This is a genomic window from Cobetia sp. MM1IDA2H-1, assembly GCF_002916775.2.
In the GTDB taxonomy this organism is placed as follows: domain Bacteria; phylum Pseudomonadota; class Gammaproteobacteria; order Pseudomonadales; family Halomonadaceae; genus Cobetia; species Cobetia marina.
Genome location: NZ_CM133225.1, coordinates 1,974,841 through 1,991,992 on the forward strand (window position 1 = coordinate 1,974,841; position 17,152 = coordinate 1,991,992).

Below are 17,152 nucleotides of genomic sequence, written 5' to 3' on the forward strand. Positions count from 1 at the left end.
GCCTGTGCTCCAGCTATCACTTCACCGATTCAAGGATGACCTGTATGCAACTCGGCGTCTGTTATTACCCGGAACACTGGCCGCGTGAGCGCTGGGCGCAGGATGCCCGTGACATGTTCGAGGCCGGCATTCGCGTGGTGCGCATAGGCGAGTTCGCCTGGAGTCGGCTGGAGCCGCGCTCCGGAGAGCTGCGTTTCGAGTGGCTCGACGAGGCCGTTGAGGTGCTTGCGCGCGCCGGTCTCAAGATCGTGATGGGAACTCCGACGGCCACGCCCCCGAAATGGCTGGTGGATGCCCATCCCGAGATACTGGCCGTCGATGAGCATGGCCAGGTGCGGGGGTATGGCTCACGTCGCCATTACTGCTTCTCCTCGCCCGTCTATCGCACGCAGAGCGAGCGTATCGTGCGTTTGATGGCGGAGCGCTACGCCACTCATCCGGCGATCATGGCGTGGCAGACCGACAATGAATACGGCTGCCACGACACCATCCTCAGCTACTCTCGGGCGGCGCGCGCAGGCTTTCCTGAGTGGCTGGAACAACGCTACGGCAGTGTCGAAGCGCTCAATGAGGCATGGGGCGCGGTGTTCTGGAGCCTGGAGGTGACCGCCTTCTCGCAGGTCGAGGCGCCGGTCGGCACCGTCACCGAGCCACATCCGGCGATCGTGCTGGATTATCGTCGCTTCTGCTCCGACATGGTGGTCGAGTACAACCTGCTTCAGGTCCAGACGCTGCGAGACAGCGGCGTGAACGTCGATATCGTGCACAACTTCATGGGCCTGTTCACGGAGTTTGACCACTTTGACGTCGCCCGGGACCTGGACATTGCCAGCTGGGATAGTTACCCGTTGGGCTTTCTGGAGCGTGGTGCCCATCCCGAGGCCACCAAGGCGTTCTATCGCCAACAGGGCCACCCTGATTTTGCCGGTTTCCACCACGACCTCTATCGCGCCATGTGCAAGGGGCGCTGGTGGGTCATGGAGCAACAGCCGGGGCCGGTCAACTGGGCCATCAGCAATGCCGCCCCACTGCCCGGCATGGTTCGCCTCTGGAGCCATGAGGCCTTTGCCCACGGTGCGGAAGTCGTTTCCTATTTCCGTTGGCGTCAGGCCCCCTTCGCGCAGGAACAGATGCATGCGGGTCTGTTGCGTCCGGATGGTTCACCGGCCTCGGCCTGGCCGGAGCTGTTGCAGGTCCGCGATGAACTGGCTCGCTTGAGCGCAGAAGGCCTCAGTGGGCGCGAGATCGAGACCGAACAGGCCCCCGTGGCCTTGATGTTCGACTATGCCTCGATCTGGGCCTGCCAGATTCAACCGCATGCCGAGGACTTCGATGCGCTGGAACTGCATCTGAGCTGGTACAGCGCCCTTCGCAGGCTCGGTCTGGACATCGACATCGTCTCCCCTCGTGATGATGTCAGTGGCTATCCTCTCGTCGTGCTGCCCTGTCAGGTGATTGCCGACGATGCGCTTGCGGCACGCCTGAACGCTGCACGTGACAGCGGCAGCCGTATCGTGATCGGCGCACGCTCCGGCTCACGCACGGCAGACTTCCAGATACCCGATCAACTGGCACCGGGCGCCCTCGGCGAGCTGGCCGGCGTCACGGTCGATCGGGTCGATGGTCTGCGCCCCGGTGCCTGCCCCGGGGTCACCACGGCCAATGGTCATCATGGCCACGCGTTGCGCTGGCGAGACCTGCTCGACAGCACGCGAACCACGGCAAGGGTCGTGACTCGTTTCGATGATGGAGAAGCGGCTCTCACGGAGCGCGCAGGGGTCAGCTATCTGACCGCCTGGCTTGAAGAAGACACCCTCATGGCCGTGCTGGTCGAGGAATGTCGCAAGGCAGCCATCCTTACCACCGCCCTGCCGGAGGGTGTGCGCCTGCGCTGCAGAGGCAATCTGGTGTTTGCCTTCAACTATGCGCCTGAACCACGCTGGCTACCCGAAGGCCTGGTGCCGGAAGATGGCTGGATCTGCGGAGGCCAACAGCTCGCTCCCGCTGGCGTCAGTATCTGGCGCATGGCATGACGAGATGTCCAAGGCGATGACGGCAACGGAGCGCTTCAGTAGCCTTGCCATCATCCAGACAAGCGTCACGTACGTATGACTCCATGACCCCTGTCGGCCTCGCGACCGGCGGATGGTTCGATCGTTTCTGGCGGTGCCTCCGGGTACCGCCTTTTTCTTAAGGCGACAGTTGCCAACAAGAGTTTTCGTCAAGAGCTTGCCGCTGGCGGTGTTGAGAACACAGCCCCTTCCCGTGGCAGGTCTTCTGCTGACATGACGGTCTCTACAGTCCTGGAAACTCGCGGAATTGGCAGAATTTTTCATTCAAACGAAATATAACGGTATAAATTCTATCTGTTGTACCACACGCCTTGCCAACCCCCGATACGGGAGTCCCACGCTGCCACTTAAGCCGCATTGTCCTCTTGTCAGACAAACTCTACCGTGAGCCAGATGTCACTGTAGAACAGTCCATATAAAGAAATAATTACAGGAAACGCACCTGTTCACAGGACATACGTCGTCATTGGCAGACGGCACACCATGACTACAACGCCAACCACGAGATGTCCCCTTCATGAGCATTCTTGCCATTCTGATATCGCTGGGACTGTTGATGTTCCTGGCCTACCGCGGTATCACCGTTCTGTTGCTGGCACCTGTGATGGCGGCTCTTGCCGTCGTGCTTTCAGGTGATGCAGGCGCCCTGCTGCCCAGCTATACCGTCACCTTCATGAGCCAGCTGGGCGGTTACCTGGCCAAGTTCTTCCCGCTGTTCATTCTCGGTGCCTTGTTTGGCCAGTTGATGGCGGATTCCGGGGCAGCCCACGCGATTTCCGAGGGGCTGGTAAAGCGCCTAGGAACCCGCCATGTGATTCTCACCGTCGTGCTGGCCTGCGCCCTGCTGACCTACGGTGGCGTCTCGCTGTTCGTGGTCGCTTTCGCCGTCTATCCCATCGGTGCCCAGCTCTTCCGGCGCACCTCGACACCCAAGCGACTGCTGCCCGCGGCACTGGCGCTGGGCTCCTTCACCTTCACGATGACCGCCCTGCCCGGTACCCCGGCGATCCAGAACGCGATTCCGATTCCCTACTTCCAGACCAACAGCTTCGCGGCTCCCGGACTTGGCATCATCGCCAGTCTGATCATGCTGGGGCTGGGCACCTGGTGGCTGAAGGGCAGAGCCACGAAAGCTCAGGCGCAGGACGAAGGCTATGGCAAGCATGACAATGAAGCATTGAATGATGATGCGCCGGTGGCACGCATGAGCATGCTGGCAGCCGTGATCCCGCTGATACTGGTGATCGGACTCAATGCCCTGCTCACCTACCTGGTCTTCCCACGCATCGACTTCTCCTATCTCAATGACGCCTTCCCGGAGCTTGACCCGGCCGGCGCCACCGGCATGTGGTCGATATTGATCGCGCTGAGCTGTGCGTCACTCTGGCTGGTGGTGACTCGCTGGAAGCAGTGGGCTGACTTGAAGACGACGGTCAACAATGGCTGTTTCGGTGCCATGCTGCCCGTCTTCAACACCGCCTCGGAGGTCGGTTATGGCGCCGTGATCGCAAGCCTGGCCGGCTTTGCACTGGTCAAGGAGGCAGTACTGGGGCTCTACCCCGACAATCCGCTGATCTCGGAGGCCGTGGCGGTCAACGTGCTGGCAGGGATTACCGGCTCCTCCTCGGGCGGCATGAGCATCGCGCTCTCGACACTGGGCTCGACCTACATGGAGATGGCCGTCAATGCCGGGATAGACCCTGAATTGATGCACCGTGTGGCGGCACTGGCGGCTGGCAGCATGGATACGCTACCGCACTCAGGCGCAGTCATCACGCTGCTGGCCATCTGCAAGCTGACTCACCGCCAGTCCTACGGACAGATGTTCATGATGACCGTGGCGTTCCCGATGCTGGCACTGATCAGTGTCGTGACGCTGGGCAGCCTGTTTGGCAGCTTCTGACCACGACCTGCCTCTGAAAGCCAAGGGCGACAGAAACGACACAGGCCACCTCAAGGGGTGGCCTGTGTCGTTTCGATACCTGAGACATCTGTCTCAGGACGCCTTGATGGCACGGACAGTCTCAATAGACGTGATGCTGTTGGATCATGGGGACTTCGGCGCGGGCACGCGTCTTGATCCAGAGCGTCAGATCTTCCTTGTCGGCCCGGGGATTCTCCGCCACCCAGTCGACGATGCGCGAGGCAATGAACTCGGCGTAGAAGTCATCATCGAACTGCAACAGCATCAGGTCTTCACTGGCCTGGCTGACTCGCAGCAGCACTTCACTGCCGGGCAGCACATACAGGCTCAATTCGTGCAGGTATTGCGTCGTGAAGGTGACACGCTTGAAGCGATCAGGGGCATCACGACCACTGTTGCTGATGTCATTCATGAAAGCCATGATACTCCCCCGTAGTAGACATCTCATGCATTTCGCTCAGATATGAGCAGATATCTTCAATGATAGACCAGATGCTCTTGCCACGGTTGCTTTTATTAGCGTTTTTTAACGGACCATCTGACGCCTGAGCGCGGAACATTGATCAGGCGTCAGATTCACGCGTTCTGACGCAACGCATCACTCTCGAGCGTGAGTTGCACCCGCTCCAGCCAGCCCGCCAGCAAGGCTTGCTTGTGGCGACTCATGGCGTCCTGTTCGGCGATGGTCTGCGAGAATCGGCGCCCGGCCTTCTGAAGACGTCTGGGTCGCTTGCCCTGACTGCATCGCTCGAAATCCTCCGCCAGCGCCAGAATCAAGCTCTGCAAGGCACGCTGCACGGGCCTGGACATGTTCTCGCCAAGCTCCCGTCGCACGAAGCCTATTCCGCGGCCGATATCCATGCCTGTCAGGCCCAGAGACATCAGAGGCATTCCCTGCGGCTCGTCCGCGATCGCAGGTGAATCGGCCCCGCCCTGACGTGACTGCTGTTCCTGTTGACGGCTTTGCTCATGGCGGGCAAGACGCAGCAGGCGATCTCCCATGCGTCCCCCGAACCAGCTGTCCACCTGCTGAGCGGGGCGTTCGGCCAGCTCCCGGATATCACTTGCCGTTGTCTTGATCAGCTGGCGCTTGTCCCAGCCGGCCCCGGGTACCGGGATCAGGCGAAACCCGAGAATGGTCACGATCAGGCCGATCCCGGCCGCCAGACTCCGGTTGAGGGTATAGGCCACATCGAAGGTCATGCCGTTGTCGGGCATCACCAGCAGGATATTGAACACCACGAACGGCAGACAGATCCCCGCCAGCACCGGCACCACGGACCCCATCAGGCCGATGAACAACGGAACACTGAAGATCAGAATGAACGGCACGAAATGCTGGGCCTGACTCAACAGGACATTGCCGAACAACAGCACACTGGGCACGGCGAACAGCAGGCCTTTGAGCACCATGGGGATGATGGGGGCGGGGTCATCGCGACTGGCGAAGATACCGGAGAACAACGTGCCCAGCAGCATGGCCACCGCCCCATTGTCCCAGGCCGTCGCCAGCCAGAAGATGGAGGTAGTCCCGAAGATCAGCATGGCACGCAGCGCATTGGTCGCCGCTCGTCCGTGATCGCGATGCCAGCTCAGACTGGGCTGGCGCAATTGATGGCGACCGGGATGATTGATGACCTCACGTGCCTGAAGCATCACCAGCGCATGGCCCAGCACTTCCCGCAGACTATAGAGCAGCCGTGCCTCGAGGGCAGACAGATTGCGCTGACCGCGCGAGATTCTCAGGCATTCTCCGCGCAGCTCCTTCAAGGTGGCGCGTGCCTGCCCGATCCCCTGGTTGTCGGCCATGCTCTGAAAGGCGCTGCCAAGTCGCTGCATCAGGTCCTGTGTCGGTTGACTGAAGCGCTCCGGTTGCTGAACGGCCGGACGCGCGAGCTGATCGTCTTGCCCGTCGTCGTCGATGGGGTTGTGGTGCTCGGACTCACCGTCAACGCCAGTGGCGTGATAGCGCAGGAAGAATTCCGGGTGACGCAGCTGATGCAGTGCCTTGAGGGTGGCATAGAGGCGCATGCTCCGCCGGGTCAGCAGATGGACACCGCGGATACGCCCCTTGCCCTGAGGCCCCTCATATCGCGCGGAGTGGGCATCGATCTCGAGATTGTTGAGCGCCCCAAGGCCGGTCATCATCTGTTCGAGCATCGCCTGACGTTCGCGATTCTCCTCGGCATGACGTTGCTCGGCGCTCAGGTCATCCTGGGAGGGGTCCGAGAAGGCCAGCGCCATATAACGGAAGGTGGCGTTGACGGCGGTATCCGCCAGCTGCCCCAGATGGTCCCGCACACGTATCGGCCAGACCAGCGCACTGACCAGCACGGCGCACAGTGCACCGAGACTCAACTCACTGAGGCGAGCCAGCGCCACCGAGAAGAAGTTGCCGGGCGCCGAGGACGTCAGCACCACGATGATCATGCAGGCCACCGCCCCCATCACACAGCCATAGGAGAGGTTGTTGTGGGTGAGCGAAGCCCCGTAGATGCACAGGCCGATCCACAGGGTGACACTGCCCAGTGCCAATTCCGGCGCCTGGGCAAACAGCCCCATGATCACGACGGCGACACCGACACCCGCCACGGTGCCGGCGATCTGGCAGATGCCCTTCTCGACCACCATTCCCGACATCGGGCGTATCTGCAGAAAGGCCGCCGAGATCAGCGCCCAGTACGGGCGATCCAGATCAAAATAGAAGGCCGCATAGAGTGCCAGTGACATGGCAAGGACACCCTTGAAGGCGAACTTCAGGGCAAAGGAAGAGGGTCTGAGAAACGCCGCGAGTGCCGGAGACATCGATCAAGGTGCTCCGTGGCCGCTGTCCTCGGCATCGGTGATGTCACTGAGCAGCCGGACACTCGCCGTCATGCCTGCCGCCAGATTGACCCCGGACGCCCGTACCGCCTCGATATCATCGAACTCCACTCTCACCGGGATGCGCTGTGCCAGGCGTACCCAGCTGAAGGTCGCACTCACCTGCGGCAGCTGCTGGGCATTGGTCGCGGTATTGTCATCGGCGATCCCCTCACCGATTCCCACGACACGGCCCTTGAAGTCCTTGTTGCCGCTCATCAGCGTGATCTGGACCGGATCTCCCTTGCGCACATGCTGCAGCTTGGTTTCCTGGAAATAGGCGCTGAGATAGAAGGAGTCATCCTTGATCAACGCCATGACCGAAGTACCCGCCGTCACATAGTTGCCCTGCGTCAGGTGCATGTTGAGGATGCTGCCATCCGCCGGGGCGGTCAGCTGGGTACGGTCAAGATCCAGTTGCGCGGATTGAAGCGCCGCCTCGGCCTGCTGCACATCGGCGCGAGCCACCTCGGCCTCGAGACGAGCACTGTCACGCTCCTCTTCACTGATCGCTCGGTTGGTCAGACGACTGCGTCGATTGGCTTCATGCTCCTTGAGCCGCAAGGTGGCCTTGGCACTGGCCAGACTCGCCTTAGCCTGAGCCAGCGCCGCCGCATAGCGGGCCTGGTCGATCTGCAGAATCACGTCACCCTGCTTGACGCGAGTGGTGTCCGCCACGTTGAGTTCACTCACCCAGCCGGACACGTCAGGACTCAGCGTGATCACCTCGGCACGCACGCGAGCATCCCGCGTCCAGGGACTGTACATGTAGGTCTTCCACAGCCAGATGGCACACCAGACCGCCACGGCCACCAGACACAGGGTAATGACCCATTTCACGACTTTCTGTCGAGACTTGCTCATGCAGTTTCCTTGAAGAGTTGATCCTGACGGGAGCCTCGGCTCACACGAGGTTGCGCAGAGTGATGCTTGCCAGTGACGCCTGAGCTCGACCGCCTTCGAAGATGGGGTGACGTTGCGACAGTGACGCGACAGGTAAATGACGAGGGACATCTGACGCTTGCGACGCGAGCGCTGTCGCGATGACGATGAGTGACGGACCAGACGCGATTCGGTGAAGGCGTCAGGTCACCAGTGCGACGATTCCCGTCAGACAGATGATGAAGAGCGAGATGTCGAACCAGGCCTCGAACCATAGCTCATGATTGGCAAGCACCCGGTGCAGCAACGAGCGAATCAACCCGGCGATCACCAGCGCCGCCAGCGCATAGACCAGCATGGGGCTGATCAGGAATTCTCCCACCACCATCTCGTGCAGTGCATTGAAACCTGCCAATGGCATGTCAGGGGGTGTTTCGTTCATCGACACATGTCCTTGGAGATCCTCTGGAGGTGAGATCACGCATGCGGGGGGGCGATAGGCGAGATTGGTCGCCAGCATTGACGCTCAGTCAACGTCAACCTATGGAGGCAGCTCCGCCTGCATTCAAGGTCTGAAGCGCCGCTACCCCACAAGAATATATGCAGGCTAACATTTATCAGGCGAGTTGCCACGTGCCCGTGATGAGACGCGACAGTGCGCAAGTGCTTCCCCCTGCTGGATTTTCCAGTAGGCGCGCGGGTGAAGTCAGCGTCCGGGCAGAACATCTGGTGGGTGTGGCAGTCATGACAAGCGGCTTGCCTCTCGACAAGCCGCTTATGAAGGCTCCGTTCCGCTTTCGCACTCAACAACGCGCTCACTCGGTTGCGTTACACGGCATAACCGAGGATGCGCGGCAGCCATAGCGCCAGTTCCGGGAACAGCATCACCACTGCCAGGGCCGCGAGCATCGCCACGACAAAGACCATCGCCCATCCGACGGTCTTCTCGAGTCGAACACCGGCCACGCTGCTGGTCACCATCAGATTGACGGCCACCGGCGGCGTGAACTGGCCGATCGCGATGTTCATCGCCAGCAGAATCCCGAACCATACCGGATGCCACCCGAAGTGCTGCATCACCGGAATCAGCACCGGCATCAGAATCAGGTAGATGGAGACCGCATCCAGCAGCATCCCGGCGATCAGTACCGCCACCATCACCAGAATCAGCAGCGTCGTGCCGCTATCGGACAGCGTGATCAACCACTCGGCGAGATGGCGGAAGGTACCCAGCATGGTGCCGGCCCAGGCGAATATGCCCGCCAGCGCGATGATCAGCATCACCACCCCCGAGATCACCGCTGCTTCCCTGAGCAGTTCCCACACCTGAGAGAGCTTGAGCTCACGGGTGATGAAGAGCCCGACACACAGCCCGTAGGCGGCCGCCACCACCGCCGCTTCCGTGGGCGTGAAGAGGCCTGAGCGCAGCCCGCCGAGGATGATCACCGGTGCCAGCAACGCCGGAATCGCTGAGCGGAACGCCGGACCCAGCGCGATACGTTCCACCTGAGTCGGATCTTCCCAGCGATAGCGCCGCGACAGTACCCAGGCCGGTACCAGCAAGGCCACACCCACCAGCAAGCCCGGAATCAGCCCTGCGGCAAACAGCGCGCGCAGATCCACCCCCGGCACCACGATGGAATAGAGGATCAACGCGATGGAGGGCGGGATCAGGATCGCCGTGGAGGCCGAGGCCGCAATCAGCGTCGCCGAGAACGCCTTGGGGTAGCCCGCCCGTGTCATGCTGGGAATCATCACCATCGCCACCGCGGCCGCATCCGCCGGGCCGGAACCACTCATGCCGCCCATGATCAGACACACCAGCACCGCCACCAGCGCGAGGCCACCGTGACGCGGCCCGATCAACGCCTGGGCAAAGCGCACCAGCCGCGCCGCCACGCCGGCACGCTCGAACACCAGCCCCGTCAGGATGAACAATGGAATGGCGATCAGCGGATACTTGGCGATGCTGTTGTAGGTATTGGTCCCCAAGGTGGCCAGCATGCTGACCGGCAGACCCGCGACGATACCCACCGCCCCCGACAGCCCCAGCGCGAAGGCCACCGGCACGCCGAGTATCAACAGCGCGGCAAAGCTTGCGAGCAACCAGAGATCAGGACTCATGATCTGACTCCTTGTGCTGGTCGCGATCCACTTGCCGCGAATCAGGTCCTTGCTTCAAGCGATCAACACACTGCTGCAGCTGGCGCCAGGCCATCGCCACACCCAGTAGCGGCAGCCAGATCACATACCACCAGTTGGGCAGGCCCAGTCCCGGTGACAGCGACTCCCACTGATACTCCTCCAGCGCGAAGGTGCCGCCAAACCAGACGACCAATCCAAGCACGACAAGTACCGCCAGGGTCTGCAACACCACCACCAGTCGCCACAGCGGCAACGGCAGCACGTCTTCCAGCAGCGCGATACGAATATGTGCCTGACGGCGAATCGCCACCGAGGCGCCCGCCAGCGTCAGCAACACCAGCAGGAAGACCGAGAATTCCTCGGTGAAGGCAAAGGAGGCATCGGTGGCGTAACGCACCACCACGTTGGCCAGACTGATGATGCCGATCAGGCCCAGCGCCAGCGCCGCCAGCCAGGATTCCGGCCGCACGCATGGCGGTGGCCTGTCCGTGGGAGCAGGCGCTGCGCTCGTGCCAGTTTGATGTGAGGCTTGTTGAGACGGTTGTTGCGACTTTTGCGACATGACACGCGATCCACACGAACGCCGAGGCTGTCAGGCCCCGGCGTGGTTCTTCACTCAATAACGCGCACAGACCGCATTATTCCCGATGTCATCTGCTCCGTGATCAGCGGCGATCATGGCCAGACTCAGCGCGAGGCCTCGACCTCGGCACGTGCCGTCTCGACCAGCGCCTCACCGATCTTCGGTGTCCAGCTTTCGTAGACCGACTGGGTGGCGTCACGGAAGGCCTGCATCGCATCGTCATCGAGCTTGACGACATTCACGCCGCGCGCCTCGATATCCGCCAGCCGCTGGGCATTGCCTTCACGACTCATGGCGATCTCCCAGGCACCCGCTTCCTTGGCGGTCTCGGTCAGCAGAGTGCGCTCCTGTTCGCTGAGCGACTTCCAGACACGCTGGTTGGCGGCGAAGATCAGCGGGTCCGCCATGTAGTGCCAGAGGGTCAGATGGGTCTGGCCGACCTGATCGATCCGTGCCACATCGAACACCGACAGCGGGTTCTCCTGACCATCCACCGCACCGGTGGTCAGCGCCGGCTTGGCATCCGCCCAGCTCATCTGGGTCGGGTTGGCGCCCAGCGCCGTGAAGGTGTCCTGGAACAGCGGCGACCCCACGACACGAATCTTCAGGCCCTTCAAGTCGTCCGGCGTGGTGATTGATTTCGAGGAATTGGACACCTCACGGAAGCCATTCTCGCCCCACGCCAGCGGCATGATGCCCTTGGACTCGATGGCGGCGAAGACCTGCTTGCCCGACTCACCCTGAGTCAGCGCATCGATGGCGGCGTGGTCCGGCATCAGGAACGGCAGCGAGAACAGGTTGAGCTCCGGCACCTGGGGCGACCAGTTGATGGTCGAGCCCACCGCGAGATCGATCAGCCCCTGACGCATGGCCGAGAATTCCTTGGTCTGGTCTCCCGCCACCAGCTGGGCATTCGGATAAACACGCAAGGTGAGATCGCCACCGGAGCGCTCCTCTACCAGTTCCGCCCACTTCTCGGCCGCCTGCCCCCACGGGAAGGCATCCGACAGCACGGTGGAGACGGACAGCTCGCGCGCCTCGGCATCACTCGCCATCAGCGGTGACAGCAGAGCCAGGCCAAGCACGCCAGCCATCAGGGCAGCGCGACTCGGGGCGGCAACACGCGAAGAAGTAGAAGAAGTAGTGGAAGGAATACCAGACATCGAAGCGTGGCGATGCCATTGACGAGAGACGGTGTCAGCTCCGGAGGCGGAATCAGCGTTGGCGAGTGCGGCGGTCAGGGTCATGAATAACCTCTTGATTATGATGTTGTTGAGTGTGTCCTCGGGCAGATTCGCATCTACTTTGGTCGCTGACCATTCGACCATGCGACAGATCGGCGCTTTTTCGACGCTGAGGTGCTGTCTCACTCCACTCCCATAACTGTATATACATCCACCCCTCGGGTTTTCCGAGACTTTTTGCGCACGAAACTCTCGACCATGTGGTGTCATCAACGTGTGTTGCCAAGGAGTGTATCCAGCGATTCAAGAGGGCCAGCCTTGGTGCAGGCCCCGCCAACAGGGAGTTTCAGGATATTTCACTTTGCTTGATGCCGTGCCTTTTACAACACCAGCGTGTCCCCAGCCCCTCCGAGGTCAGAATTTCACGGGTGACTGTATATCCATCCAGCCAATTACATCATTGCGACAAATTTCCAGATCTGTCGCCTTTCATCCACGCAATGGCGCGCCACGGGTCGCAGACTGCGGATTCGGTCGGTAGACTGAGCGCCGTTCCCGCAAGGACCAACCACGACTGACCATCACCACGCACGCAAGTGTCGTACCTGACATCTCGTCGGCACCGCTCAAACGGTACCGACCTTGACCGATGAGGCCCCTTCCATGCCGCACCCCCAGCAGGAAGCCATACCCACTCCCACCTTCGAGACCGAGCCGCTCGACACGCCGCCCAAGCGACTGCAGCCGACCAGCAGTCTGGGCGCGGCGGTCGTTCTGTGGTCGCTGCTGCTGGGAATGGGGATGCTGATGCTGGCCAACGGACTACAGGGCAGTCTGTTGGGGATTCGTGCCTCCTCGGAAGGCTTCAGCAACACCATGACGGGCATCATCATGTCGGCCTACTTCGCCGGCTTCCTGCTGGGCTCGACGCTTGCACCGCGCAAGCTGCGTCGGGTCGGCCATGTGCGCACCTTCGCGGCGCTGGCCTCCATCACCTCGGTGTGCATCCTGATCCACGCGCTCTATGTGGTGCCCGAGGTGTGGATCGCGATGCGCTTCATCACCGGCTTCGCCTTCGCCGGCCTCTACGTGGTGGCGGAGAGCTGGCTCAACAGCCAGGCGACCAACCAGATGCGCGGCCGGCTGCTGGCCATCTACATGGTGATCACCTATCTGGGCATGGGCGGTGGCCAGTTGCTGCTCAACGTCGCCAACCCGAATACCTATCTGCTGTTCATCCTGGTGTCGGTGATCATGTCCTTGGCGCTGGTGCCGATGCTGCTGTCCGCCTCACCGCAACCGGAAGGCGCGCAGCCGGAGGCCATGGGGATCGTTCGTCTGCTGCGCCTGGCACCGCTGGGCACCCTGGGCGGCTTCGCCACCGGCATCGCCAACGGCACCGTCTTCGGCATGGGCGCGGTGTACGCCGACCGCGCCGGCCTGCCGGTACAGGAAGTCTCCTGGTTCATGGGCGCCTTCATTCTGGGGGCCGCCCTGCTGCAATGGCCGCTGGGCAAGCTCTCCGACAAGCTCTCGGCCAAGAAGGTGATTCTGGGCTGCAGTGTCGGGGCGATCGCGCTGTCCATCGGCGGCGTGCCGTTCAGTGGTGGCAGCATGCTGACCATGGCGCTGCTGGGGGCGGGGCTCGGCGGGCTGATCCTGACCCAGTACTCGCTGTTCCTGGCGGCAGCCAACAACCTGCTGACCACGCCACAGATCATCTCCGCCAGCGGCACGCTGGTACTGATGCATGGCGCGGGCGCGATTCTGGGTCCGCTCACCGCGGGCCTGCTGATGGAACGCTTCGGGGCCGTCGGCTTCCTCTATACCCTGACCGCCATCCACGTGCTGATCGTGATTCTCGCCGCCAGTGTCACCAGCAAGCCGCGTCAGGTGCTGGATGCCGAGGATGGCGATCACCCCGGTCACTATGTGGTGGCGCCCTCCACCACCAGTCCGCTGAGTGCCGCCTGGGTCGAGGAAGCCATCACCGAGCCGGAAACCGGTCAGCTGGAATTCGACTTCGATGCCGAACCTGAGCCGGAGCCTAGCGAAGAAGAACTTGCCGCCCAGCAACAGCAAGCGGCCTCTGAAGCAGAAGAAGGCGTCGTGCAGCAGGTCGACAATGAGGAAGGCGTGATGAACGACCGCGTCACCGGCATGGAAGACGACTGGCATCTGGATGGCCATATCGACGAGCAGGCCCAGCACCTCAGTGAAGAGGAGCGCCGCGTCAGGTCGGAGCCGGAGCGCGAGAGCTACTGATCACGCCTGACGGCATGCCAAGATTGACAATAAAAAAGAGATAACCAAGAACACCGCCCTGAGAGGCGGTGTTCTTGTTTGGAGCGGGCGAAATAGCGGCGGGCGAACAGGGACAGAAAAACAAGGGCAGCCGAAACAGCAAACGGTTCAGCGGGGGGAGAAAGACCAGGAAAACGAAGAAGGCTCAAAACGATAAGGGCTCAACGACGACGCTTGCCCGCCCGCGCTACCAGATGCGGTGCCAGCACACCCTGCAGCCGACGCACGGCCTGGGAATGCAGCTGCGAGACACGCGACTCGGTGACATCGAGTACCGCGCCAATCTCCTTGAGATTGAGATTCTCCTGATAATAGAGCGCCATCAACAGCTTCTCGCGCTCCGGAAGCCGTTCGATGGCCTCGGTGAGTGCTCGGCGGGTATCGGCCTCCTCCAGCGCCTCGTGGGGCAATGCGAAGGGTTCCACGTAGGGAGTGGAGATTCCGCCCGGCGCGGCGCCATTCTCATCCAGCATCTCGTCCAGCGACATCACCATGCCGTTGTTGGTATCCAGCAGCAGGCGTCGATAGTCCTCCAGCGCAAGCCCCATGGCAGAGGCGATCTGGGTCTCCTCGGGCGGATAGCCCAGGCGCTGCTCCAGCTGCTGGATCACGCTCTCAAGCTCGCGGCCGGCCCGGCGCACACTGCGCGGCAACCAGTCTCGCGAGCGCAGCTCATCGAGCATCGCACCGCGGATGCGCTGACTGGCATAGGTGGCAAAGCTGGCACCGTGGCCCTGCTCATAGCGGCCCACGCATTCACACAGCCCCAGCATGCCAGCCTGAATCAGATCCTCGAGATCGACACTCGCTGGCAAGCGCACCTGCAACTGAAGCGCGATCCGGCGCACCAGCGGTTGGTATTCAGAGTAGATATCCTGCTGGGCCATACGCCCACTGGCGGTATACATCGGCGTCCTGGTCCTCGCTTGCATCCCTCGGGGAAGGCGTTACCTCAGAGCATCACCCCAGTCTCGAGATCATGCTCCCAGCGTATTGTCGCGCGCGCGCCAGAATCCATTCCCTTGAATAACCGCCCTCAAGCACGGCTTTCCTGCCTTGCGTTACCACTGTGGCTTGGGGAAGGCAGACATGAAGAGACATTGAGTGACCGCGAGGCACGCACAAGCCCGCCAGCAGATCGACTGAATGGCGCGAGGATGTCACGAGAAGCGCCCGTAAGAAGAGCGTGCAAGGAAAGCCAGAGGGACAGCCGGAACGAGCAACGTCGAGAGGACGCAAAAAATTTCTAAAGTTCTGTCGTGACGCGACGATAACTGAAGCAACGGCACAGGAGTCGTTACTGGCGACACGCCATCTATCTCCCCATTACGACAGGAAGTGACACATGGCTTCAGTGATCAATACCAACACCCTTTCCATGGTGACTCAGCAGAACCTGAATCAGTCCCAGAACGCCCTGAACACCTCCATGGAACGTCTGTCCTCCGGCATGCGTATCAACAGCGCCAAGGACGACGCCGCCGGCCAGGCTATTGCCAACCGCATGGACTCCCAGATCACCGGCCTGTCCCAAGCACAACGTAACGCCAACGACGGCATCTCTGTCGCCCAGACCGCTGAAGGTGCATTGAATCAGGTCAACGATAACCTGCAGCGTGTGCGTGAACTGACCGTTCAGGCTGCTAATGGTACTAACTCTGCAGAAGATAAACAGTCAATCCAAGATGAGATAAATCTGCGCTTGGCCGAAATTGATCGTATATCCGAACAAACTAGCTTCAATGGCGTGGATGTTCTGAACACAGATGCATCATTAAGCATTCAAGTAGGTGCGAATGATGGAGAAACAATTGAAATTGATTTACAAAAAACCAACAAAAGTACTTTAGGGCTTGATGGGTTTAATGTAGGGACCCCCACAGAAGTAACTGAATTTACTACTACAACCGGCAATGTAACAACTACTGCAGATCTTAGCTGGAATGAAGGCACTGCTGATGAAGCCACTGCCCTTCTGGACGCTACTAGTCTTGATGAACTAAAGCTGACCACATATACAGATGCTGGTGGAGCTACTGCATATGCTATTGAAGATACCGATGGAAGCATGATCAAGGTAGATGGGACTGATGTTACTGTTGATGAATCAACGGGGATAGTTCAATTCACAGCTGGTTACAATCAAACTAAACTCGATAGTGGTAAAGCTGCATATCAAGTCGATGCTGATGGTGGGTACACGGGTACTGTAGATCCTCTCGAAAAGCTTGACGAAGCAATAAAACAAGTGGATGGCATGCGCTCCGACCTCGGTGCCGTGCAAAACCGTTTCGATTCTGCCATCACCAACCTGGCAACCACTGAAACCAACTTGGCCTCTGCCCAGTCGCGTATCCAAGATGCTGACTATGCAGAAGAAGTCTCCAGCATGACCACTGCACAGATTCTGCAGCAGGCGGGGACTTCCATGCTGACCCAGGCCAACCAGGTACCGCAGAACGTGCTGTCACTGCTGGGCTGATATCTGGCTCACATGCTGCCTAGGCCTGTCACTCAGCAAGAGTGGCAGGCCCGTCGCTGGCAGAGGATAGCGGCCTTGTTGATATTGGTCCTTTTAGTTAACAGCGCTCTTGTTATTTCAACCTCCGCCAGCGATATCAAGCAGCAACAAACAAAAAGGGCAGACGCATCGCGTCTGCCCTTTTACATTGGAATGCGGATAGGAATCACACCGCCATATTCATGATTTCCTTGTAGGCACTGAGCAACTTGTTGCGTACCTGCACCGTCATCTCGAATTCCAGTGAGGCCTTCTGGCCCGCCACCATGACCTGATCGAGGCTGACATCCGGGCTGCCCAGCTCGAAGGCCTTGGCCTGCCCCGCCGCGACCTGCTGAGACTGGCTGACGCGCGACAGCGAGTCCTTGAGCATGCCGGCAAAGTCCGACGACGCCTCAGTCATCTCGCCTGGCTGCCCGCTGCCCCCCGCGGCCTGAGCCGCCATGCGCTCAAGTTGCTGCACCCCGTCCTTCATGGCGGGTGACAGCGCGGACGTCACGCTCGCGCCAACTGATTCGATTGCCATCCCGCCTCTCCTGTCTCAACGCGCGCCATTCGTCTGCCGCTTTCAGTGGAGCTCAGCCTATCAGCCAAACGCAGAGCTGAAAGTCGCTAATACCCGCTTTTTGACACGCTATTCGTCTGATTGGTTACCCCGACAGCTTCGATAATGGG

Annotated in this window: 13 protein-coding genes; 4 read left to right on the forward strand and 9 right to left on the reverse strand. The window is 60.7% G+C overall.

Going from position 1 to position 17,152, the window contains the following annotated elements:
- Positions 1 to 44 precede the first annotated feature (44 nt).
- Together BOH68_RS08410 and BOH68_RS08415 are read left to right on the forward strand one after the other, a co-directional pair.
- Positions 45 to 2,033 (forward strand): beta-galactosidase, encoded by a 1,989-nt coding sequence (locus BOH68_RS08410; protein ID WP_077376315.1) that lies wholly within the window; start codon positions 45 to 47, stop codon positions 2,031 to 2,033.
- A gap of 556 nt (positions 2,034 to 2,589) precedes the next feature.
- A complete protein-coding gene (locus tag BOH68_RS08415; RefSeq protein WP_077376312.1) occupies positions 2,590 to 3,975 on the forward strand; it encodes a GntP family permease in 1,386 nt (461 codons plus the stop codon).
- Between the two features lie 121 nt (positions 3,976 to 4,096).
- Here the strand turns inward: BOH68_RS08415 and BOH68_RS08420 are convergent, their stop codons facing one another.
- The 7 genes from BOH68_RS08420 to BOH68_RS08450 form a co-directional block, all read right to left on the reverse strand.
- Complete coding sequence (locus BOH68_RS08420; protein WP_139345462.1) at positions 4,097 to 4,417, reverse strand: type 2 periplasmic-binding domain-containing protein; 321 nt, start codon at positions 4,415 to 4,417, stop codon at positions 4,097 to 4,099.
- 155 nt (positions 4,418 to 4,572) lie between these two features.
- Positions 4,573 to 6,801 carry an FUSC family protein gene (locus tag BOH68_RS08425; RefSeq protein ID WP_170877418.1) on the reverse strand — a complete coding sequence of 743 codons (2,229 nt, stop codon included), beginning with the start codon at positions 6,799 to 6,801 and terminating at the stop codon, positions 4,573 to 4,575.
- 3 nt (positions 6,802 to 6,804) lie between these two features.
- A complete protein-coding gene (locus BOH68_RS08430; protein WP_077376306.1) occupies positions 6,805 to 7,722 on the reverse strand; it encodes an efflux RND transporter periplasmic adaptor subunit in 918 nt (305 codons plus the stop codon).
- A gap of 220 nt (positions 7,723 to 7,942) precedes the next feature.
- Entirely contained in the window at positions 7,943 to 8,182 is a 240-nt protein-coding gene (locus BOH68_RS08435; protein ID WP_240499517.1) for a DUF1656 domain-containing protein, read from the reverse strand.
- A gap of 386 nt (positions 8,183 to 8,568) precedes the next feature.
- Positions 8,569 to 9,864 carry a TRAP transporter large permease gene (locus BOH68_RS08440; RefSeq protein WP_077376303.1) on the reverse strand — a complete coding sequence of 432 codons (1,296 nt, stop codon included), beginning with the start codon at positions 9,862 to 9,864 and terminating at the stop codon, positions 8,569 to 8,571.
- Complete coding sequence (locus BOH68_RS08445; protein ID WP_255317572.1) at positions 9,854 to 10,354, reverse strand: TRAP transporter small permease; 501 nt, start codon at positions 10,352 to 10,354, stop codon at positions 9,854 to 9,856. Before BOH68_RS08445 ends, BOH68_RS08440 begins: the two co-directional genes overlap by 11 nt.
- Before the next feature lie 218 nt (positions 10,355 to 10,572).
- A complete protein-coding gene (locus BOH68_RS08450) occupies positions 10,573 to 11,562 on the reverse strand; it encodes a DctP family TRAP transporter solute-binding subunit (RefSeq protein WP_258038294.1) in 990 nt (329 codons plus the stop codon).
- 753 nt (positions 11,563 to 12,315) lie between these two features.
- Here BOH68_RS08450 and BOH68_RS08455 point away from each other — a divergent pair.
- Positions 12,316 to 13,917 carry an MFS transporter gene (locus BOH68_RS08455; RefSeq protein WP_077376297.1) on the forward strand — a complete coding sequence of 534 codons (1,602 nt, stop codon included), beginning with the start codon at positions 12,316 to 12,318 and terminating at the stop codon, positions 13,915 to 13,917.
- 200 nt (positions 13,918 to 14,117) lie between these two features.
- Here BOH68_RS08455 and BOH68_RS08460 read toward each other — a convergent pair whose 3' ends face one another.
- The gene (locus BOH68_RS08460) at positions 14,118 to 14,864 is read right to left on the reverse strand and encodes an RNA polymerase sigma factor FliA (RefSeq protein WP_077376294.1); all 747 of its coding nucleotides are present in this window, start codon (positions 14,862 to 14,864) and stop codon (positions 14,118 to 14,120) included.
- A gap of 437 nt (positions 14,865 to 15,301) precedes the next feature.
- Here BOH68_RS08460 and BOH68_RS08465 point away from each other — a divergent pair, with 437 nt between their 5' ends.
- Complete coding sequence (locus BOH68_RS08465) at positions 15,302 to 16,438, forward strand: FliC/FljB family flagellin (protein WP_077376291.1); 1,137 nt, start codon at positions 15,302 to 15,304, stop codon at positions 16,436 to 16,438.
- A gap of 205 nt (positions 16,439 to 16,643) precedes the next feature.
- Here the strand turns inward: BOH68_RS08465 and fliE are convergent, their stop codons facing one another.
- Positions 16,644 to 17,003 carry a flagellar hook-basal body complex protein FliE gene (gene fliE, locus BOH68_RS08470; protein ID WP_077376288.1) on the reverse strand — a complete coding sequence of 120 codons (360 nt, stop codon included), beginning with the start codon at positions 17,001 to 17,003 and terminating at the stop codon, positions 16,644 to 16,646.
- Between the last annotated feature and the right edge of the window lie 149 nt (positions 17,004 to 17,152).